This is a genomic window from Candidatus Bartonella washoeensis Sb944nv (assembly GCF_000278135.1).
In the GTDB taxonomy this organism is placed as follows: domain Bacteria; phylum Pseudomonadota; class Alphaproteobacteria; order Rhizobiales; family Rhizobiaceae; genus Bartonella; species Bartonella washoeensis.
Genome location: NZ_JH725026.1, coordinates 38,429 through 60,700, shown reverse-complemented (window position 1 = coordinate 60,700; position 22,272 = coordinate 38,429). Strand labels below are relative to the sequence as shown.

Below are 22,272 nucleotides of genomic sequence, written 5' to 3'. Positions count from 1 at the left end.
GTGCTTTTATGGTTAGAAATTGTCTTTCTATTGTTCTTGCTGCAGGTGAAGGGACGCGTATGAAATCGTCTCTTCCCAAGGTACTTCATAAAATAGCTGGGTTACCAATTATATGCCATGTGGTAAAACAAATGAAATTGCTGGATTCTTCACAATTAGCAGTCGTTGTAGGATCTGGTGCTAAAGAAGTTGCTAAAGTTGTTGAATCATTTGTAAAAAATGTGATGATTTTTGAACAAAAAGAGCGTTTGGGGACTGCGCATGCTGTTTTGTCTGCTCGCTTAGCTTTGCAAGAAGGCTTTGATGATGTTCTTATTGTTTTGGGTGACACTCCTTTGATTGAGCAAGATTCATTGTTGCGTGTTCGTGCACAGCTCGCTGAAGGGGCAGATGTTGTTGTTGCTGGTTTTCATGCTCCAGATCCAACGGGTTATGGACGTCTGCTTGAGAAAAATGGTAAAATTATCGCGATTGTAGAAGAAAAAGATGCTAGCGATGAAGAAAAAAAGATCTGTTTTTGTAATGGTGGGATATTCGCTCTTAATGGAAAACATGCGCTTTCTCTTTTAGAGAAAGTTGATAAGAACAATTCGAAACAAGAGTATTATCTCACAGATATTGTTTCTATTGCATCGCATGAAGGATTAGATGTTCGAGTCGTTGAAGTGCCTTTTGATAATATTGTAGGAATTAATAACTGCTTTGAGCTTTTTGAAGCTGACTCTTTATGGCAAAAGCGTAAAGCACGTGATTTCATGTTATCTGGTGTTACAATACTTAAACCAGAAAGTGTTTATTTTTCTTATGATACAGAGATTGAATCAGGGGTAGTGATCGAGCCAAATGTTTATTTTGGGTTAGGGGTAAAGGTGCAATCTGGTGCAGTTATCCATGCATTTAGTTACTTGGAAGGAGCTATTGTTGGTACGGATGCGCAAATTGGGCCTTATGCACGCTTGCGTCCTGGAACAGAATTAGCGCGATCAGTAAAGGTTGGAAACTTTTGTGAAATTAAACAAGCAAAAGTAGCGGAATTCTCCAAAATTAATCATTTAAGTTATATTGGCGATGCGGAAATTGGTGCACGTAGCAATATCGGCGCTGGTACTATTACTTGCAATTATGATGGATTTCACAAATATAAAACAGTGATTGGTGATCACACCTTTATTGGTTCTAATTCAGCTCTTATTGCTCCATTGATTATTGGAAAAGGTTCTTATGTGGCTTCAGGAAGTGTTATCACCGAAAATGTGCCTATAAATAGTATAGCTTTTGGGCGAGCACGACAGGTGATAAAAGAGAATTGTGCAGCAAAATTGCGCGCACGTTTGTCGATAAATAAACAAAAGAAATGATTTTGCTAAATCTTTTGCTTGGTTATAGGAGGGGTTGGTAATTGGGCAGAGACTTGTTCTTAGATATTACCTACCATATTCGGTGTATATGATCTTTTAGAGTTTTTAATAAGGGAAGTTGGGTTATTTTATCGGATCATTATAAATCTTGGATGTGAATTGGAGCGTTTTAATGTGCGGAATTATCGGAATTCTTGGAAATAGACCTGTTGCATCCTATTTGGTTGATGGTTTGAAGCGCCTTGAATATAGAGGATATGATTCATCTGGTTTAGCAACGGTGTATAAGGGGCGACTTCATCGTATTCGAGCTGAAGGTAAGCTCATTCATTTAGAAGAAAAGTTAAAGATAACACCTTTGGAAGGTAATCTGGGAATTGGCCATACACGCTGGGCTACACATGGAGTTGCTATAGAGCGGAATGCTCATCCTCATTTAACTGAGCGGATTGCCGTTGTTCATAATGGTATTATCGAAAATTTTTTAGAATTACGAAAAGAACTCATTGAGGACGGTTATATTTTTGAAACAGAGACTGATACGGAGGTTGTTGCTCATTTAATTACGCACGCACTAAAAAGCGGTCTTTCTCCGCATGAAGCAACTCGCACGAGTTGGAAAAGATTGCAGGGTACTTTTGCTCTTGCTCTTATTTTTGAAGGTGAAGATAACCTTATGATTGCTGTTCGTTCTGGTCCACCTTTGGTGATTGGGTATGGAAAAGATGAATTTTTTGTAGGGTCAGATGCAATTGCTTTAGCTTCATTTACAGACCGTATCTGCTATATGGAAGATGGAGATTTGGCTGTTCTCACGCGTGAGGGAGTAAAGATTTATAATGTAGATAATCAGCCAGTAGAACGTCCTATTACAACATTGTTTGATGAAAATTTATTAGTTTCTAAAGGAAATCACCGCCATTTTATGCACAAGGAAATGTTTGAGCAACCTGACGTTATTTCTCATAATTTGGCACGTTATCTTGATCTTGGGAATTATACAGTTCGCTTATTTGAAGATTTTATTGATTGGAAAAATATTAACCGATTACTCTTTGCAAGCTGTGGAACGGCTTATTATTCAACTTTAGTTGCACGCTATTGGTTTGAGAATTTTGCTGGTTTAAGTGTTGATAATGATGTGGCTTCAGAATTTCGTTATCGTGAGCCGCCTATAACACCTGATGTATTACCAATATTTGTTTCTCAATCTGGTGAAACAGCTGATACATTGGCATCTTTACGTTATTGTGGGGAACGTGGTGTGAAAACAGCGACAATTGTCAATGTCGAGCAATCAACAATGGCAAGGGAAGCTGATTTTGTTTTACCAACATTAGCTGGTCCAGAAATTGGTGTGGCTTCAACAAAAGCTTTTACATGTCAGTTATCAACTCTTGCTTCAATGGCGCTTGGTGCAGCTAAGCAACGTGGATGCTTATTAGAGAAGACAGAGCAGCAGTTGGTTCGACAATTGGCAGAAGTGCCACGGATTTTAAATGAGGTTTTAAAGCTAGAGGATAGAATTGAAACTATTTGTCGTGATCTGGTGAACGTAAAAGGGGTTCTTTATCTTGGACGTGGTACTTCTTATCCAATTGCTTTGGAGGGCGCACTCAAATTGAAGGAGCTTTCTTATATTCATGCTGAAGGTTATGCTGCGGGTGAGTTAAAACATGGACCGATTGCGCTGGTTGATGAGACAATCCCCATTATTGTTGTTGCACCCTATGATAAGTGGTTTGAAAAAACTTCTTCTAATATGCAAGAAGTGGCTGCACGCAATGGTCGTATTATCTTGATAACAGATAGAAGAGGAGCAGAAGCAGCTTGCCTTAATACATTTTCGACTATTATTTTGCCAGATGTTCCAGAATTTATTGCCCCTATTATTTATGCTTTACCCATTCAATTAATCGCATACCATACAGCTGTTTTATTGGGAACAGATGTTGATCAACCACGTAATTTGGCGAAATCGGTAACGGTTGAGTAAAAAATAATTTTTTATCTTTTGAGTGTGTGAAAGATGATTAAATGTACAAATTATAAAAAATCGTTTGCAACAAATTATATAAATGCTTCTCTTTTTTTTAAACGGTTAGCCTGCGCGTAAGAGCCGAGTAGCATCGTCACGCTCAAAAAGGTAAAGCAGCAAGCGTAAAGCTTGTCCTCGTTCTGAGGAAAGATTGGCATCACGTTGCAAAAATAAACGTGCATCTCTTCTTGCCATTAACAGAAGATCGCTATGTGCTGCAAGGTTTGCTATATGGAATTCAGGCATACCTGATTGTCGTGTTCCTAAAAGCTCACCTTCTCCTCGTAAACGCCAGTCTTCTTCAGCAATTTTAAAGCCATCTTCTGTATTGCGTATAATATTAAGGCGTTCTGCGGCCATTTTTGTAAGTGGATCTTTGTACAGTAAAATACAGGAGGATTTTTTTTCTCCTCGTCCAACACGGCCACGCAATTGGTGCAATTGTGAAAGACCAAAATGTTCTGCATGTTCTATAACAATAATTGAAGCGTCAGGAATATCGACTCCTACTTCAATAACCGTCGTTGCAACTAAAATGCGTATATCTCCACATTTAAAAGATGCCATTGTTGCCTCTTTTTCATCTGTAGACATTTTTCCATGGATCATACCAACACAGGAGCCAAATCGTTGATGGAGAATAGCAAAGCGGCTTTCAATTGAAGTGAGTTCAAGAGTTGTTGATTCTTCGACAAGAGGACAAATCCAATAAAGTTTTTCTCCTTTTTCTAATGCAGATGTAATACGTTCTATCAGTTCATTGATCCGTTTTAAAGGAATTGTTGCGGTAGTAATTGGCTGTCGTCCAATTGGTTTTTCTGTAATTTTAGAGACATCCATATCACCAAAAGCTGTTAGTACCAGCGTGCGTGGAATAGGGGTAGCGGTCATTACGAGCATGTCAGGTTTATAGCCTTTTGCTGTAAGAGCAAGGCGTTGATGTACTCCAAAACGATGCTGCTCATCAATAATGGCTAATGCAAGATTATTGTATGTAACGCTTTGTTGTATGAGAGCGTGCGTACCAATGATGATAGAGATTTTTCCTGATAGAATATCGTTCAGAATATTTGTGCGCAATTTTCCTTTTTCTCGTCCAGTTAAAAGAGCTGCTTGTAAACCGATTTTTTCGGCAAGAGGAGCGATTGTAGCAAAGTGTTGCCTAGCGAGAACTTCTGTTGGTGCCATTAAAGCTGATTGTCCAGAATTTTCAGCAATCTGTGCACTTGCCATCAGTGCAACAACGGTTTTTCCTGCTCCCACATCGCCTTGGAGAAGCCTTAACATGGGCTCGGGTGATGCTAAATCTTTTTCAATATCTTTTATTGCTTCGCTTTGTCCTTTTGTTAGCTGGAAGGGCAAGGCTTTCAGTAGTTTTGCAGTATAGGTGCCATTTGAAGGGCGAGAGGTTCCGACAAGAGATTTGGTTTTCAAACGCACGAGACCAAGAGCCAATTGACAAGCGAGTAACTCATCATAAGCAAGACGTCTGCGTGCTGTACTTTGTAAGGATAAATCATCGGGATCTATGGGAGAATGGATGCGGTGTAGTGCAACGGAGAAAGAAGAAAAGTTTTGCTGCTTTTTGACGCTTTCCTCTATCCATTCTGGCAACAAAGGAATATGTTCGAGGGAATTTTTTATTGCATGTCTCAGCGTTTTTACTGATAATCCGGCGGTAGAGGGGTATATAGGTTCAATTAATGGAATCTGATTTAGTTGCTCGCTTGGTGCAATATGATCTGGATGAATCATTGACAGTTGACCATTAAACCGTTCAACTTTACCCGATACAATAACCTTTTTTCCTTTCTGGAGCTGTTTTTTTAGCCAAGAAGGTTGGGCATGAAAAAATACTAAATTGATTATTCCGGTTTGATCATGAGCGATAACGCGATAAGGGAGACGGTTACGGCCAGTTGGTGGTGGTTGATGCTGATCGATAATAATTTCAAGAGTAACGGTAACCCCTTTCGGGGCGAAAGCAATATCAGGTCGCATTCTGCGGTCTATAACGGAGTGGGGCATCAATCGGAGAAGATCAATAAGCGTAGGGTCACGTTGTATAGAATGAACGTTCAAGACTTTCGATAGTAAAGTACATACTTTGGGGCTGATTCCCGAAATGGTATGAATAGAGTTAAAAAGAGGACTAATAAGGCTGGGACGCATAAGGAAATTTGTAGCTTGCTCTTTTGTTTTTTTCTAGTGTTTTAAAAGAGCTTTTTGGGGATAAATCATAGAAGAAGAAGCCGGCTTTATTTACACTTTGAGTTTTAAGACGAAAAACGAATATTTAAAGAAGCAATATAATCTAAACATTACAAAAAAAAACTCATATTATTATGATACGCTGTTTATTATGATACGCTGTCTTTTGTTTTTGAGAGTTTGTTTTTTATCTCTACAGGCGTTTTTTCTGATGGCACTTTATAAGGTGAAGTATAAATAAATTTAGAATGTTTTCTGGGTATACAAGAGTTTTAAAGTTATAAATTTTTAACATGATGGATTAAAATGCCATCTATTACCAGACAGATAATAAGTTTGTAATCTGGGATTTATTTTGTGATGGGAAATTGTGAGAGTGTTAGAAGATAAAAGCAAAACACGAGACGGTATAAAATCCTTCCCTCGCTTTATTCATTTAAGGGTGCATTCAGCTTATTCATTGCTTGAAGGGGCTTTGAAAATTCAAAAAATTATTCAGCACGCCATTTCTGATGATATGCCAGCAGTAGCTATTACAGACACGAATAATTTGTTTGGTGCTTTGGAATTTTCTCAATATTGTTTTGCTCATGGTATTCAACCTATTATTGGTTGTCAGCTCACGATCGATTTTGATGATGAAAATCATCATCCGCGTTTAGTTAAATGGCGCCATCCTTCTGATCTTTGCTCTATTGTATTGCTGGCTGCTAGCGAGAGTGGTTATGCGCATTTGGTGCGATTGGTTAGTCGTGCTTATCTTGATAAGCGTGATACTGAACCTCCTCATATTAAAGCAGATTGGTTATTGTCGCACAGTGAAGGATTGATCGCTTTGACTGGTGGCAGAGGTGGTCCTGTTAATTTGGCTTTGGCAGAAGATAAAAAAGCACGCGCTATTGAACGTTTAACTTATTTGAAAAAAATTTTTGATGATCGTCTTTATGTCGAATTACAACGGCATGGCTCTTATGATCGAAAAGTAGAGGCTATGCTTGTTGAATTGGCTTATGCACATGATATTCCTCTCGTTGCAACGAATGAAGCTTTTTTTCTAGATAGGCAAGGATATGAAGCTCATGATGCACTGATGGCAGTTGCAGAAGGACAAATCGTTTCTAATCCAGAGCGTAAACGTGTGACGCCGGATCATTATTTAAAATCACAAGATGAAATGGTTGTATTGTTTTCTGATCTTCCAGAAGCTTTGGAAAATAGTGTTGAAATTGCGCTACGCTGTCATACTGCTACACCAATTCGAAAACCGATTTTGCCTCGTTTTATAGAGCAATCTGTCACTTCAACTTCTACTTTAGAATCAGAAGATAATGAATTGTTAAATCAGGCTAAATCTGGTTTAAAAATGCGAATTGAAACAATTGGTTTAGCGACAGGTTATTCTATAGAAGATTATGAGCAGCGCCTTGATTATGAAATTTCAGTTATTACCCGTATGCATTTTTCAGGCTATTTTCTTATTGTTTCAGATTTTATAAAGTGGGCGAAAGCTCATGATATTCCTGTTGGACCGGGACGTGGTTCTGGTGCTGGTTCACTTGTTGCTTATGCGTTGACTATTACCGACGTTGATCCATTGCGTTTTTCTCTTTTGTTTGAGCGTTTTCTCAACCCAGATCGTGTTTCTATGCCAGATTTTGATATTGATTTTTGTCAAGAACGGCGCGAGGAGGTTATTCGTTATGTTCAAAAAAAATATGGACGTGATCAAGTAGCCCAAATTATTACCTTTGGTAAATTGCAAGCACGTGCAGTGTTGCGTGATGTTGGGCGTGTTTTAGAAATGCCTTATCGTCAAGTGGATTATCTTACAAAATTAATTCCTGCTACGCCTGGTAGTCAGGTTGAATTAGCTGATGCTATCAGGGATGAACAAAAATTTAAGGAAGAAAAGAAAAAAGATCCTGTTGTTGGGCGCATGTTGGATATTGCACTGCAGCTTGAGGGGCTTTACCGTCATGCTTCCACCCATGCTGCAGGGATTGTTATTGGTGACCGTCCCTTATCAGAGCTTGTTCCAATGTATCGTGATCCGCGTTCTGATATGCCAGTCACGCAATTTAACATGAAGTGTGTTGAACAGGCTGGGTTGGTGAAGTTTGATTTTCTTGGATTAAAAACGCTTACTATTTTGAAAATGGCTGCGGATTTTGTTGTAAGAAAGGGTATAAAAATAGATTTATCACATATCCCTCTTGATGATGAAATGACTTATGCCATGATGGCGCGTGGTGAAACGGTTGGTGTATTCCAAGTTGAAAGTTCTGGTATGCGTAAGGCGCTGATTGGGATGAAGCCAGATCGCATTGAAGATATTATTGCACTTGTTGCACTTTATCGCCCTGGTCCGATGGAGAATATCCCAACGTATAATGCACGCAAACATGGGGAAGAAGAAATTGCCTCTATTCATCCTAAAATAGATCATCTGGTTAAAGAAACACAAGGTGTTATTGTTTATCAAGAACAAGTAATGCAAATTGCGCAAGAGCTTGCTGGTTATTCGCTTGGGGAAGCGGATTTATTGCGTAGAGCTATGGGCAAAAAGATTCATAAAGAAATGCAACAACAGCGTACGCGTTTTGTGAGTGGGGCTGTTGCGGGTGGTATCGATAAAGATCAGGCTGATATTATTTTTGATCTTTTAGCAAAATTTGCAGATTACGGTTTTAATAAATCGCACGCTGCTGCTTATGCAATTGTCTCTTATCAAACAGCTTATATGAAGGCACATCATCCCGTTGAGTTTTTAGCTGCTTCCATGACATATGATATGACGAATACGGATAAGTTAAATGACTTCCGACGTGAAGCGTTAAGACTGGGTATTAAGGTTATTGCGCCTTCGGTGCAAACATCACACCGCGTTTTTGAAGTTGGTGAAAATTGCATTTATTATTCTCTTGCTGCCATTAAAGGTGTGGGGGAAGCAGTCGTTGATCACATCGTATCTTGTCGTGGAAATAAAATTTTTAAGGATCTGGAAGATTTTTGTGAACGTGTTGATCCTCGTATTGTTAATAAGCGTGCGATGGAAAGTTTGATTTGTGCTGGCGCTTTTGATTGTTTTAATATTGCACGTGAGGTTTTATTGGCGAGCCTTGGAACTCTTCATGCGCGTGCACTGCGTATTCTCGATAACAATTCTAGTGGTCAGACTGATATATTTGGAATGACGGATGGGCTAAAAGAGCCTTTACTTCTATCGCATACAGCTCCGTGGTTACCAGCTGAAAAACTGTATCGGGAATTTCAAGTTATAGGTTTTTATTTTTCTGCCCATCCTTTAGATGAGTATCAAGCTGTTCTTGCTAAAAAACGCATTCAGACTTGGATTAATTTTTCCAATGCTGTTAAGAGAGGAGCAACTGCTGCTAGGCTTGCTGGAACTGTTGTAGCAAAACAAATTCGCAAAACAAAATCTGGTAAGAAAATGGGAATTATTCAATTTTCTGATACGAGTGGACAGTATGAAGCAGTTCTATTTTCCGAAGGGCTTTTGACTTATGAAGATATGCTAGAGCCCGGAAAGTCCTTTATTGTTATGGTGAGTGCAGAAAATCGTTCTGAAGGGGTTAGTTTACGACTTGAGACAGTCCAATCTTTAGAAAAGGAAGCGTTACAGAATCATAAAATGATGCGCCTCTTTATAAAAACTGTTGATATGCTTCCACAAATTGAACAGAATCTAAATCCTAGTGGGACTGGAGAGGTAGGGCTTATTTTGATTCAAGAGGAAGGATTGCGGGAAGTGGAAATTACGCTTCCAAAGCGATATAAAATAAATTCACGCGTGGTAAGTGCTATGAAATCGATTCATGGTATTGTCGATGTGGAATTAACTTAAATCAGCAATTGTGAGATGGTGGCTTATTTTGAGTTGCATCATTATTTTTATTGGGAATTGAAATTTTGCCGTTGAATCAGATTGTATTTTTTAAAATTTTTCTTTTTTTTAGATAGGTTATAATGAATTTCTAATCTATAATATTCAAAAAATAGCCCATTTCATTTATAGTGTTCAAAACAAGTTGAGGTTTTTAAATTTTATAAGTTTTGACCATATATTTCTTTATTTCATTTTTTGTTATGTTCATAGTATCATACATATAAAGCCAATCAAGGCTAGACATAATACTTTCTGGAGTACGAATTTTCATAATGAGATTACGTGCAATTGCAATCGGACCAGTTGCATGATAAGCTATTCTGTTAAAATCTCCGCGTTTTTTTACCGCTGCAATGCGGGGCTTTCGTATTTTTTCATAAAGTGAAAGGGCTTTTATCAATGAAAGATCTTTCGTAGAAAGCGCTTCTGCTAATGTAGCTGCGTCTTCTATTGCCATAGCGGAACCTTGCGCTGCAAAAGGCAAGGCGGCATGTGCACAATCACCAACAAACACTTGTCGTTCTAAGCCTAAAAAACGGTTGTGTTTCATTTCAAAGAGCGGCCAATAGTTCCATTCATCAATATAGTCAAAGATTTGCAAGATTTGGAGATTCCAATCTTTAAAGAAAGATTTAAGCTTTTCTTTGTTTCCTTTCTGAGCCCATCCTTTTTCTGAATTTTCTCCATGCGTAATAGCTACAAAATTAAAAACTTTTTCTGATGATTGAATCGGATAGACAACAAGATGATTTTTGGGCCCCATCCAAGCAGTAATTGTTTTTATATTTCGTAATAAAGAACAAAAACTTTTAGGAAGATTTTCAAGTTCTGTTGTTGCACGCCAAGCAATAAAGCCACTAAACTCTGCTTTTTCATGAAAAGGAGCCAATTGCCTTAATGTTGACCAAACTCCATCGCATACGATAAGGAGAGGGGTTGAATAAAATTGCTGTTGTTCTGTTTCGGTTGGTGCATCGGTTTTTATTGTTTTGAGTTTAATACTGCGGGTTTTTATTTGGGTAGACGAGACAACAGCTTCACCTTTTTTGTATTTGATAAGAGGATTTTCAATAACAGCGTTTTGTAAAACTTTTTGTAAGTCGGCTCGATGAATCGTAATATAAGGAGCCTGCCAATTTTTTTCTGATAAATTAATAAGATCAGCGTGCAAAAGCGTTTTTAAAGATATTCCATCTTTTAACTGAAGAAATTGTGGAGTTGTACCCAGTTCGGTTAGTTTGCTAAGAATTCCCCAACGAGCAAAAATACGTGTTGCATTTGGAGTGAGTTGGATACCAGCGCCTACATTCTCTAGCTGTTGACACTTTTCGATAATGGTGCTTGCAATTCCTTTATAGGCGAGCGCTAAAGCGGAGCTTAAACCAGCAATACCAGCTCCGACGATGATTGGCGATTGTTTATTGGTCATTTCGTATTGAAAAGCAGAGAATGCATTATAAATTGTTTGGATGATAGAGACATCCTGTTGGCTTTGTTTGATTGTACGCTAAAGAGGGATTATAGCGATAAAGTGTTGAACAATAAGGGCAAATTTTCTCATCAGCTGATCCCATATCGATAAAGATGTGGGGATGGTCGAAGGGTTGTGTTGCACCTACACACATAAATTCTTTTACACCAATTTCGATTATTTTACATCCGAGGTCATTTTGGAAATGGGGAATATTGTGATCAGCCATGATGTAAAAACTCCAGATAAATTGCCTGATTAGACATGATTGGAACCGTCTATTCTATATGCATTAGTTTGTAATAAAGCTTATAATAATGCAAGGTGCTTTTTGAGACAATTTGCGTATAGGGATGGCTCTAAGTGTTTTAAAATATTCAATATAAATTCCATGAAAAAAGCGGGTCATTGATATGTTATGCTTACGGTAACATATCGTAAAGTGTTATGTGAGATATTGAATCATAAGGATTTTTGAAAATATAAAGGAAGATTAGCTAGAATATATGGAACAGAGGGTGGCGGATCAGATTTTTATGTCGGATATAACCATGCAAAATCCGGCGCGGTTTATTAACCGAGAATTTTCATGGCTACAATTTAATAATCGTGTATTGATGGAGGCTGCTAATCCGAAGCATCCTTTATTAGAAAGGCTACAATTTCTTTCGATTTCAGCAACAAATCTTGATGAGTTTTTTATGGTTCGTGTTGCCGGCCTTGCTGCGCAGATTCGTGCCAAAGTTACAGCGTGTAGTGCAGATGGGCGCACTCCGCAGGAGCAACTCGATTTTGTGTTAGCTGAGACTGCGCATTTGCAGGTTAATCAATTGCGAGAATTGAGTGTTTTACGTCATGAATTAAAACAGAATGATATTGAAATTATTTATCCTAATGAGCTTTTGGAAATTGAAAAATCATGGCTCGAAAAATATTTTCTTGATACGATTTTTCCTATTTTAAAACCTTTGTCTGTTGATCATATTTGCTCTTTTCCATTTATTCCTAATTTAGGGCTTTCACTTGCTCTTCAATTTTCTCAATGTGCTGGTCAACATTCACGCATAGTGTTGTTGCCTATCCCAACTGCTTTGAGACGTTTTATTCTCCTTCCTCGAGAGGGCAAGAATTTTCGTTTTATTGCGTCTGAGGATGTTATTAGTTTTTTTATCAATCATGTATTTCCTGATTATGAAGTTGAGGGAATTGGTACATTTAGGGTGATTCGTAATAGTGATATTGAAGTAGAAGAAGCTGAAGATCTTGTTCATTTTTTTGAAACTGCGCTTAAAAGGCGTCGTCGGGGGCAGGTTATTCGAATTGAATTTGATGCAAAAATGCCAGAGAATTTATGTCAATTTATAATGAATGGTCTTGCTGTCCCTGATGCTTGTATAAATGTTCTCGATGGATTTTTAGCGCTTAATATGGTCTCAGAGATTGTTTCTATTCCGCGCGATGACTTAAAATTTATTCCTTATAATCCTCGTTTCCCTGAATGTATTCGTAAGCATAATGGTGATTGTTTTGCCGCTATTCGTGAAAATGATGTTGTCATTCATCATCCTTATGAATCATTTGATGTTGTTGTACAATTTTTATGTCAGGCTGCTAGCGATCCTAATGTTGTTGAAATCAAACAAACTCTTTATCGTACATCGAATGATAGCCCAATTGTTAGAGCTTTGATTGATGCTGCTGAACAGGGTAAGTCGGTAACCGCTTTGGTAGAACTTAAAGCACGTTTTGATGAGGAAGCTAATATTCGTTGGGCGCGTGATCTTGAACGTGCTGGCGTTCAAGTTGTTTTTGGTTTTATTGAATTAAAAACACATGCTAAGATGTCACTCGTTGTGAGGCGTGAAGGAAAACGCTACCGTTCTTATGTTCATCTTGGAACTGGAAATTATCATCCCATTAATGCTAAAGTTTATACTGATCTTTCTTTCTTTACCACTGATGATGATATAGGCCATGATGTTGCATTATTGTTCGATTATATCGCTGAATATACGCGCCCAAATGAAGCAATGAAGATTGCTTTTTCGCCTTTAACATTACGCAGTTGTATTCTTAAGCATATCAAAGGAGAAATTACCAATGCGCAACAGGGGCGGGTTGCTGCTATTTGGATGAAAGTTAATGCATTGGTTGATCCTGAAATTATTGATGCTTTATACTGTGCCAGTCAAGTAGGGGTGCAGATCGATCTGGTCGTGCGCGGTATATGTTGTTTGCGCCCTGGTGTTCCAGGGATCTCGGATAATATTCGTGTCAAATCAATTGTAGGGCGTTTTCTGGAACATAGCCGTATCTTTTGTTTTGGTAATGGAAGAGATTTACCGAGTGAAGATGCGCTTGTTTATTTGGGATCTGCTGATATGATGCCTCGTAACCTTGACCATCGTGTTGAAATATTAGTTCCAGTTTTTAATAAAACTGTTCGTCAGCAGATTCTTTTACAAGTTATGTTGGCTAATATTATTGATAATCAACAAAGCTTTGATATACTAAGTGATGGAACATCAAAACATATAACACCGCAAAGAGGTGAGAGTCCATTTAATGCGCAGGAGTATTTTATGAGCAATGCAGGTCTTTTGGGGTGGAAAAAATCTTTTGGGCCTTCCGCTTCACATTTGGTTGCGTTGCATAGGCGGCGTGCTGAAGTGCGTGAAGACTGAAATCCTATGACATATATAAATGCTCAGGGTCGGCTAAAAGGGTGTAAGCCTGTTGCTGTTATTGATATTGGCTCAAATTCTGTTCGGCTTGTTGTTTATGAAGGTCTTGTTCGTTCACCAACGGTTTTATTTAATGAAAAGATTCTCTGTGGTCTTGGTCAAGGTGTAGCAAAAACTGGATTTTTAGAAGAAAAATCAATAGACATGGCATTGCGAACACTGAAACGGTTTCGTGCCCTTTGTCGACAAATTGGTGCAGATGAGGTCTACACTTTAGCAACAGCAGCAGCGCGAGAAGCAAAAAATGGGTTAGCATTTATTCAAAACGCTGAGAATGTCTTACAAAATAAAATAAACCTTCTTTCGGGAGGTGAAGAGGCTGTTTATTCAGCCTATGGGGTTATTTCTACTTTTTATCAGCCAAAGGGTATTTCTGGTGATCTTGGGGGTGGAAGTCTCGAACTTATTGATGTTGATGATTTTGATGTAGGTAAAGGGATAACTCTGTCGTTAGGTAGTTTACGGTTACAGTATATGTCAAATAATGATATTGCTATGGCTGCAAAAATTGTCCATGAGCAGTTTTGTAAATCTGCTATCGTTTATAAAGGTATGGCGCGTTGTTTTTATGCAGTAGGAGGAACATGGCGTAATTTGGCAAAACTCCATATGGCAACCAAACATTATCAACTCCCTGTTATGCATGGCTACGAAGTTGATGCCGCTGAGATGGAAGAGTTTTTGCGTCTTGTAGTAAGTGGCAGTATTGATAATATGCAAGGGATTTCATCTATTTCTCAGAATCGTCGTCAACTTTTGTCTTATGGGGCAATTGTTCTTATTGAGCTTATTCAGTCTATGGGATTTGAAAAGATAATCTTTTCTGGGGCTGGAGTCCGTGAGGGTTTTCTTTATTCACGACTGCCGCAAGAGATTCGTCGTTCAGATCCTTTAATTGCGGCATGCACTGAAATGGCTATCCTACGGGCGCGGTCACCAAAGCAGGCAGAAGAACTCATTGATTTCACGTCTAATGCCTTTGAAGCTTTTGGTATTTCGGAAACTGAATGTGAATATCGTTACCGTAAAGCTGCTTGTCTTCTGGCAGATATTGGTTGGCGTATACATCCAGATTATCGAGGTAATGAAGCGGCGAATCAGATAGCATTAGGATCTTATTCGGGGATTTCTCATGAAGGGCGCCTTTATGCTGCGCTCGCTGTTTTTTTTCGCAATACTGGAGCACTTATTGAAGAAGAGTCTCTCCCCATTTTTCAATTAGCAACCAAAAATATAATTGAGAAAGCACGTATTCTTGGTGAAACTATGCGTATCGCTAATCTTTTTAGCGCTTCTACTGCAGGAATTTTACCTCACTTAACGTGGCATAAAAAAACAGATCATATTGTATTATACATCCCAAGACGTTACGCTGATTTATTAGGAGAACGTCCCCTCGGACGTTTGAAGAAATTGTCAAAAATAATAAAACTGCCTCTTGCTTTTGAAACTTTCTGATTCTTCCCTTATTAAGTTATAGGAGTTCATTCCTATATTATGATATGCTTATTTGCGTATTTTGCTGCTATGCAAATTCATTTTTCGGTTATTGGGCTGCATTTTGATAAAGGCTTCATCTTTCATGATATGACGATGTAAAGGCATTATACCTTCCTACTTTGTATTCAAGCTAAACTGCTCTTTTTTGTAATATGCCAAACCATTGTTATAAAAAGTTTTTTCTATTTATATTTTAGAATTGAAAGCTTTCTATTTTTTCTAAATTTTTCTTCTATATTAAGGTTGGTATCTGATTGGCTTTGACTAAGATTCAGAAGTGGTTCTCAAACGACTATTGATCAAATATTAAACTTTTAGATTTTAGCATATTTCTTTTACCACATTTGTATTAGCTATGAAGCGCATTTTCTTACAATGAATATGAAAAGATAAATAGCATAACAATTTTTCTGCAATGCGTATGCTCAAGGTTTTTTTTAATACAATTAATTGACCTTACAGATCAGGTTGCAAAATTTTTCTGTTTTGAATTTTACGCAATTTTGTATTAATTTGTATTAAACAAAAATGGATAATCCTCCTTATAATATTTTATTGTGTCAGTAATTAGAATACAAATAGTTGAAATTTCCTTTATAAATTAAAGCTCTTTGATGTTTATTTTTCCATTGCTGAAATAAAAACCTATTTTACTTTTTAACATTTCTTCAGCTTTTTGACCAAATATTTCATAGCGCCAACCATTCATAGCAGGAATATTTTTCTTGACACATCCATTTGCGATTTTTTCTAAATCGTTGGAAGTTGCAATGATTTTAGGTGCAATGCCATTTTCGTTCGCAACGAGTTTTAAGAGTACTTTAAGAAGATCGATTACAGCAGTTGTTGCATCATTGGGTGGATTATGTTTAGGAAGGGGGGGTAAAGTAGCAAGATCGACTTCGAAGCCCTCGTGGATAGCTTGAATTAATGTCTGTGCGATTGAGAGTTTATTCCAGTTTTTGTTAAGATTGCGCAAACGGTTCAAAGCAGATTCATCTGTGGGTTGTTGGATTGCGATCTCAATAAGGTGTTCATCTTTCATAATATGACGGCGTGGAACATTGTGTTTTCGTGCTTCGCGTTCACGCCAAGCTGCTATTTTTTGTAATATGGCAAGCTCACGCAGTTTTTTCACTTTGCCTTTTACTTTTTTCCATGCCTCATCTTCAGGCATATCATAGGTTTTGGGATTTAATAGAATCGCTATTTCATCATCCATCCAGTGCGTACGTTTGTTTTTTTCTAACTGCTTTTTTAATAAGAGGTAAATGTCTCTTAGATAGGTTACATCGGCAAGTGCATAGAGTAGTTGTTTTTCGGAAAGAGGGCGACAGCTCCAGTCTGTAAAACGGGATGATTTATCAATGTGATGACCCGTGCAGCGTTGTACAATTTGATCGTAGGAGATAGAATCACCAAATCCGCAGATTGATCCTGCTATTTGCGTATCGAAAAGGGGATAAGGAACGATACCTCCAAGATGATAGATAGTTTCGATATCTTGGCGTGCAGCGTGAAAAACTTTAACAATTTTTTTATCTGCCATGAGGTCAAAAAATGGTTTTAGATCAATATCTGGTGCTATTGGATCAATGAGCATTGTAGTATCTGGTGATGCAAGCTGAATTAAACAGAGTTGAGGCCAAAAAGTTGTTTCGCGGATGAATTCTGTGTCTACTGTTACAAAATCAGACGTACGTAAAGCAGCAAGTGCAGTTTCAAGATCTTTTGTTTGAGTAATAAGTTTCATCATTTTATTATTATAGCCAGATAAATTAAATTTGTCTTTTATTGACTTTTTTTTGTGTCTTTGTCGTCACATCTTGACAAATGGTTGCTAAAAAGCATTTGTAACGCATCTGAAACTTTATAATCAAAGGCAAAAAAAACTATGCACCGTTATCGCAGTCATAATTGCGCGGCTCTTCGTAAATGCGATGTAGGAACACAGGTTCGTCTTTCGGGATGGGTTCATCGTGTTCGAGATCATGGCGGAATTCTCTTTGTAGACTTGCGGGATCATTTTGGAATCACGCAAATCGTTGCTAATCCAGATTCACCGGCTTTTGAAATTATCGAGAAGGTGCGTTCTGAATGGGTCATTCGCGTAGATGGGGAAGTGTGTGCACGTTCTGATGAAGTGATTAACACATCTCTTCCAACAGGAGAGATTGAAATTTTTGCGCAAGAGGTGGAAATTCTTTCAAAATCTGATGAACTTCCTCTCCCTGTTTTTGGTGAACCTGATTATCCAGAAGATATTCGATTAAAGTATCGTTTTCTTGATTTACGTCGTGAAACTATGCACAAAAATATAATGCGTCGCACTGAAATTATTACTGCTATCAGGCGCTCTATGCAGGATAATGGTTTTACGGAATTTACGACACCACTTTTAACTGCGTCATCCCCAGAAGGCGCTCGCGATTTTTTAGTTCCAAGTCGTATTCATCAAGGAAAGTTTTATGCATTGCCGCAAGCACCTCAACAATACAAACAGTTGTTGATGATGTCAGGTTTTGATCGTTATTTTCAAATCGCTCCATGTTTTAGAGATGAAGATCCGCGGGCAGATCGTTTACCAGGTGAATTTTATCAATTAGATGTTGAAATGAGTTTTGTTGAGCAGGAAGATGTTTTAGCAACAATGGAACCCATTATACGTTCTCTTTTTGAAGAATTTGCCAATGGAAAGCCTGTAACACGAAGCTTTCCTCGTATTTCCTACGATGAAGCAATGCAGAAATATGGTTCTGATAAGCCTGATTTGCGTAACCCAATCATTATGGAAGATGTTTCTCAGCATTTTTATGATTCTGGTTTTAAAGTTTTTTCTCAAATTTTGGTTAATGATAAAAATGCGCAAGTATGGGCTATTCCGGCTAAAACGGGTGGAAGCCGTGCTTTTTGTGATCGTATGAATGTATGGGCACAAGGTCAGGGACAACCAGGGCTTGGTTATATTTTTTGGCGTAAAGAGCAGGGAAAGTTTGAAGGAGCAGGACCTATCGCTAAAAACATTGGCGAGGAAAGGAGTGAAGCACTTCGTACACAGCTTGGACTTGAAAGTGGTGATGCCTGTTTTTTTGTTGCAGGAGACCCAAAGAAATTTGCATCTTTTGCCGGGGCAGCGCGCACGAGGGTAGGGGAAGAATTAGATCTGGTCGATCGGGAGTGTTTCTCTTTAGCGTGGATTGTTGATTTTCCATTTTTTGAATGGAATGAAGATGAAAAAAAGATTGATTTTGCACATAATCCTTTTTCTATGCCTCAAGGAGGAGAAAATGCTCTTGAGTGCCAAGATCTTCTTACTCTTAAAGCTTTTCAGTACGATCTTGTTTGTAATGGCTATGAGATTGCATCAGGTGGAATCCGTAATCATTCACCAGAAATGATGCTTAAAGTTTTTAATCTTGCTGGTCTTTCTAAAGAAGTGGTTGAAGATCGTTTTGGTGGTCTTTATCGGGCATTTCATTATGGAGCTCCACCGCATGGTGGTATGGCAGCGGGTGTTGACCGTATTATTATGCTTTTGCAAGGCGTAAAAAATTTACGTGAGGTTGCTTTGTTTCCTATGAATCAGCAAGCGCTTGATCTTTTGATGAGTGCTCCATCTGATGTTTCTGCTGCACAATTACGTGATTTAGGGATCCGAATTGCTCCTGCTGTTCAAAAAGGTTCATAAACTTGATTGTGGTTGGAGAGTAGTGTCATTTTTTCTACGTATGATAAATTTTTATACCTTTAAATGCCATGAATGTATGTATTATTTATAATGAATTCAGATATATGCTTTGTTTAAAATCTTTAATATCGTAAAAGAATTTATAAATATCTGTAATTTATAATAAAAATTTATTTTTATTGAATATTTTATTGTACGATGGTCTGAGATTTATAATAATAATTTATATATAATTATTTATCAAATATATATTATTTATTTCATTAATTATATATTTTATTGAATTTATTAATTATATTATATTTAAAATTATTTTATTTATAATTTTTACAATTTTCAATTTAATATATGTAAATATTTATAAGATTTTTAATTTATAAATTTTAAATTGATAAAATATATTTTTAAATTTTTTTATATCATAAAATGGCAATCAATAAATTTAATATAAGATATTTTTTACTTTCTAACATTTTTTATATTAATTTCTTAAATACAATATTTTTATTATTTTTTAAAAAAAGACTTCTATTTTAAGGTATGCATTCCTGTATGTCGCTTGAGATGGAATGTAAAGCACGCACATGAATTTTTCAAATTGCTATAATTTTTCATTCATGTTTAAATTGTAATGCTTATTTTTATATATTCGATTTTTAATAAAAATATTCGACTTATAAAATATTACGTTTAATAAATCTTATAGAATAATTGCTCGTTATTTGGGGAGTTTTTATTCTAATATTATGCCTGATAAAATGATTTTACCTTTTGATAAAGAACATATTGAGCCAATAGAATTACGTTCTGCTTTACAAGAACGCTATTTGGCATACGCTCTTTCTACCATTACGCACCGTGCGTTGCCTGATGTACGTGATGGATTGAAACCTGTGCATCGGCGTATTGTTCATGCAATGCGCTTGCTTAAACTTAATCCTGAACAGTCCTATGCTAAATGTGCACGGATTGTTGGTGATGTGATGGGAAAGTTTCATCCTCATGGTGATGCCTCTATTTATGATGCATTAGTGCGCTTGGCTCAAAGTTTTGCTGTTCGTTATCCATTGGTTGATGGGCAAGGTAATTTTGGTAATATTGATGGTGATAATGCTGCTGCTATGCGTTATACGGAAGCACGCATGACTGAAGTAGCGGCGTTGCTGCTTGAGGGGATTAATGAAAATGCCATTGATTTTCGTTTAACCTATAATGAAGAAGATGAAGAGCCGGTTGTTTTACCAGGAGCTTTTCCTAATCTTTTAGCGAATGGTTCATCAGGTATTGCTGTTGGTATGGCAACGTCTATTCCACCGCATAATGCTGCTGAATTATGTGATGCGGCGTTGCATTTGATTGCTTATCCTGATGCAAATGATGAGGAATTAAATCAGTTTGTGCTTGGGCCTGATTTTCCAACAGGCGGTATTTTGGTCGAGCCTAAAAAAAGTATTGAGGAATCTTATCGTATAGGGCGTGGGTTCTTTCGGTTGCGTTCACGTTGGCATCAAGAAATTGGTAGCCGTGGTTCTTATGTGATTATTGTTACTGAAATTCCCTATCAAGTTCAAAAGTCACGTCTTATTGAGAAAACAGCAGAGTTACTTCTTGCAAGGCGGCTACCAATGCTTGAGGACATTCGTGATGAATCGGCAGAAGATATCCGCATTGTATTGGTTCCTAAAAATCGTACAGTTGATCCTGAACTTCTCATGGAGTCTCTTTTTAAATTAACGGATTTTGAAGTAAGATTTCCTTTGAATCTGAATGTTTTGTCTTTAGGAAAAGTGCCAAATGTTCTTTCTTTGCGCGAAAGCTTGCAGCAATGGCTTGAGCATCGTCAACAAGTCCTTATTCGACGCTCTCATTATCGTCTTAATGAAATTGATCGTCGATTAGAAATTCTCCATGGCTATCTTATCGCATATTTAAATCTTGATGAGGTGATCCAAATTATACGTGAAGAGGATGAGCCCAAAAAGGAATTGATCGATCGTTTTGAATTAACAGAAAATCAAGCTGAAGCTATTCTTAATATGCGGTTGCGTTCTCTCCGTAAGCTTGAAGAATTTGAAATTCGTAAGGAATTTGAGGCTCTAAAGGCTGAAAAAGAAAAACTGCAAAATTTATTAGCTTCGAGTACAAAGCAATGGAAAATGATTTCCGAGGAAATCATAAGAGTTCGTAAAATTTTTGGTCCTGAAACTCTCTTAGGGAAAAGGCGTACAACATTTGAAGAAGCGCCAAGACATGACATTGACGATATTCATCAGGCAATGATCGAAAAAGAGCCGGTAACTATTGTTATTTCTGAAAAGGGATGGATGCGCGCTTTGAAGGGGCATTTGAGTGATTACAAAGCGCTTTCTTTCAAAGAAGGTGATTGCTTAAAGTTAGCATTTCCGGCGTTCACTACAGATAAGATTACAGTGATAAGTACCGGTGGAAAGTTTTTTTCTATTAGTGCAAATAGTTTGCCAGGAGGGCGAGGGCATGGCGAACCAATTCGTATTTTAGTCGATATGGATGATGAGCATAATATCCTTACTGCCTTTGTGCATAATGCACAGGAAAAACTGCTTTTAATTTCGTCTTATGGCAATGGTTTTATTGTTCCTGCAGCCGAAGTCATTGCCAATACACGAAAAGGAAAGCAAGTTATGAATGTAAAGTTTCCTGATAAAGTAAAACTTTGTGTTCCGGTAAACGGTGATCATGTTTCAGTGGTTGGCGAAAATCGCAAAATGCTGATTTTTTCTATTGAACAAATACCAGAAATGAGTCGTGGTAAAGGTGTTCGTTTACAACGTTATAAAGAGGGTGGTGTTGTTGATGCCAAAACCTTTAATTTATCAGAGGGATTAACTTGGCAAGATACAGCTGAAAGGAGTTTTAATCGCCAAGCTGATGATCTCATTGAGTGGATGGGAACGCGTGCTGGGGTAGGGCGTTTAGTTCCAAGGGGATTTCCAAAATCAGGAAAATTTAACAATTAACTAATTGAATTGTATAGCATATTTAATTCTTAGGTTGTGTACCCTTTAGTAACATTTGAAATAAAAGGTGGAGTGGTGAGATCATTGCCTCTGTAAAGAACGGATGTGCTATCATGGAGCAGTATAAAAAATAAGTATACGGATTTGTAAAAGATTTCTCCTTCTGAGGATAAATTTCTGCAATACGTATGAGGAATTAAAACCATTCTCATCGTTTTGTTGAAAGCGTTTAGAGTGTTTTAAAGTGGTGAAAGCTTCCCCTTATCTTCAGGCAAGTGAATCTAGTATTCCTAACTTTATATCTTTGTATCAGAAGGGGATCTTTCGTCTGTTTTCAAGAGCTTACCAAAAAGTATAGT

11 protein-coding genes are annotated in these 22,272 nt (G+C 37.5%); 7 read left to right on the top strand and 4 right to left on the bottom strand.

Features of this window, described 5'->3' with window-relative positions; translation table 11 throughout:
* Positions 1-8 precede the first annotated feature (8 nt).
* Both glmU and glmS read left to right on the top strand, forming a co-directional pair.
* Positions 9-1,358, top strand: coding sequence for a bifunctional UDP-N-acetylglucosamine diphosphorylase/glucosamine-1-phosphate N-acetyltransferase GlmU (gene glmU, locus MCQ_RS07910; protein WP_006924653.1), 1,350 nt, complete (start codon positions 9-11; stop codon positions 1,356-1,358).
* A gap of 172 nt (positions 1,359-1,530) precedes the next feature.
* On the top strand, positions 1,531-3,354 hold the full coding sequence (gene glmS, locus MCQ_RS07905) for a glutamine--fructose-6-phosphate transaminase (isomerizing) (protein ID WP_006924652.1): 1,824 nt from the start codon (positions 1,531-1,533) through the stop codon (positions 3,352-3,354).
* Positions 3,355-3,459: 105 nt separating this feature from the next.
* Here the strand turns inward: glmS and recG are convergent, their stop codons facing one another.
* The gene (gene recG, locus MCQ_RS07900; protein ID WP_006924651.1) at positions 3,460-5,568 is read right to left on the bottom strand and encodes an ATP-dependent DNA helicase RecG; all 2,109 of its coding nucleotides are present in this window, start codon (positions 5,566-5,568) and stop codon (positions 3,460-3,462) included.
* A gap of 415 nt (positions 5,569-5,983) precedes the next feature.
* On the opposite strand from recG, the gene dnaE reads away from it, so the two are divergent.
* A complete protein-coding gene (gene dnaE / locus MCQ_RS07895; RefSeq protein WP_006924650.1) occupies positions 5,984-9,472 on the top strand; it encodes a DNA polymerase III subunit alpha in 3,489 nt (1,162 codons plus the stop codon).
* A 193-nt stretch (positions 9,473-9,665) separates the two neighbouring features.
* Here dnaE and MCQ_RS07890 read toward each other — a convergent pair whose 3' ends face one another.
* Both MCQ_RS07890 and MCQ_RS07885 read right to left on the bottom strand, forming a co-directional pair.
* Complete coding sequence (locus tag MCQ_RS07890) at positions 9,666-10,943, bottom strand: FAD-binding protein (RefSeq protein WP_006924649.1); 1,278 nt, start codon at positions 10,941-10,943, stop codon at positions 9,666-9,668.
* Between the two features lie 25 nt (positions 10,944-10,968).
* Complete coding sequence (locus MCQ_RS07885) at positions 10,969-11,214, bottom strand: zinc-finger domain-containing protein (protein WP_006924648.1); 246 nt, start codon at positions 11,212-11,214, stop codon at positions 10,969-10,971.
* Between the two features lie 277 nt (positions 11,215-11,491).
* Here MCQ_RS07885 and MCQ_RS07880 point away from each other — a divergent pair, with 277 nt between their 5' ends.
* Positions 11,492-13,669, top strand: coding sequence for an RNA degradosome polyphosphate kinase (locus MCQ_RS07880; RefSeq protein ID WP_035008247.1), 2,178 nt, complete (start codon positions 11,492-11,494; stop codon positions 13,667-13,669).
* A gap of 6 nt (positions 13,670-13,675) precedes the next feature.
* The gene (gene ppx / locus MCQ_RS07875) at positions 13,676-15,187 is read left to right on the top strand and encodes an exopolyphosphatase (protein WP_006924646.1); all 1,512 of its coding nucleotides are present in this window, start codon (positions 13,676-13,678) and stop codon (positions 15,185-15,187) included.
* A 643-nt stretch (positions 15,188-15,830) separates the two neighbouring features.
* Here the strand turns inward: ppx and rnd are convergent.
* Complete coding sequence (gene rnd, locus MCQ_RS07870) at positions 15,831-16,985, bottom strand: ribonuclease D (RefSeq protein ID WP_006924645.1); 1,155 nt, start codon at positions 16,983-16,985, stop codon at positions 15,831-15,833.
* A gap of 138 nt (positions 16,986-17,123) precedes the next feature.
* Between rnd and aspS the strand changes: the two genes are divergently transcribed.
* Positions 17,124-18,917, top strand: coding sequence for an aspartate--tRNA ligase (gene aspS, locus MCQ_RS07865; protein WP_006924644.1), 1,794 nt, complete (start codon positions 17,124-17,126; stop codon positions 18,915-18,917).
* Positions 18,918-19,663: 746 nt separating this feature from the next.
* The gene (parC, locus tag MCQ_RS07860) at positions 19,664-21,913 is read left to right on the top strand and encodes a DNA topoisomerase IV subunit A (protein WP_006924643.1); all 2,250 of its coding nucleotides are present in this window, start codon (positions 19,664-19,666) and stop codon (positions 21,911-21,913) included.
* The last annotated feature ends 359 nt before the right edge of the window (positions 21,914-22,272 follow it).

Bases quoted from the DNA above. Each gene is read 5' to 3' on its own strand.
- glmU (WP_006924653.1), top strand. From the start codon at position 9: ATGGTTAGAAATTGTCTTTCTATTGTTCTTGCTGCAGGTGAAGGGACG.
- glmS (WP_006924652.1), top strand. From the start codon at position 1,531: ATGTGCGGAATTATCGGAATTCTTGGAAATAGACCTGTTGCATCCTAT.
- recG (WP_006924651.1), bottom strand. From the start codon at position 5,568: ATGCGTCCCAGCCTTATTAGTCCTCTTTTTAACTCTATTCATACCATT.
- MCQ_RS07890 (WP_006924649.1), bottom strand. From the start codon at position 10,943: ATGACCAATAAACAATCGCCAATCATCGTCGGAGCTGGTATTGCTGGT.
- MCQ_RS07885 (WP_006924648.1), bottom strand. From the start codon at position 11,214: ATGGCTGATCACAATATTCCCCATTTCCAAAATGACCTCGGATGTAAA.
- MCQ_RS07880 (WP_035008247.1), top strand. From the start codon at position 11,492: ATGGAACAGAGGGTGGCGGATCAGATTTTTATGTCGGATATAACCATG.
- ppx (WP_006924646.1), top strand. From the start codon at position 13,676: ATGACATATATAAATGCTCAGGGTCGGCTAAAAGGGTGTAAGCCTGTT.
- rnd (WP_006924645.1), bottom strand. From the start codon at position 16,985: ATGATGAAACTTATTACTCAAACAAAAGATCTTGAAACTGCACTTGCT.
- aspS (WP_006924644.1), top strand. From the start codon at position 17,124: ATGCACCGTTATCGCAGTCATAATTGCGCGGCTCTTCGTAAATGCGAT.
- parC (WP_006924643.1), top strand. From the start codon at position 19,664: ATGCCTGATAAAATGATTTTACCTTTTGATAAAGAACATATTGAGCCA.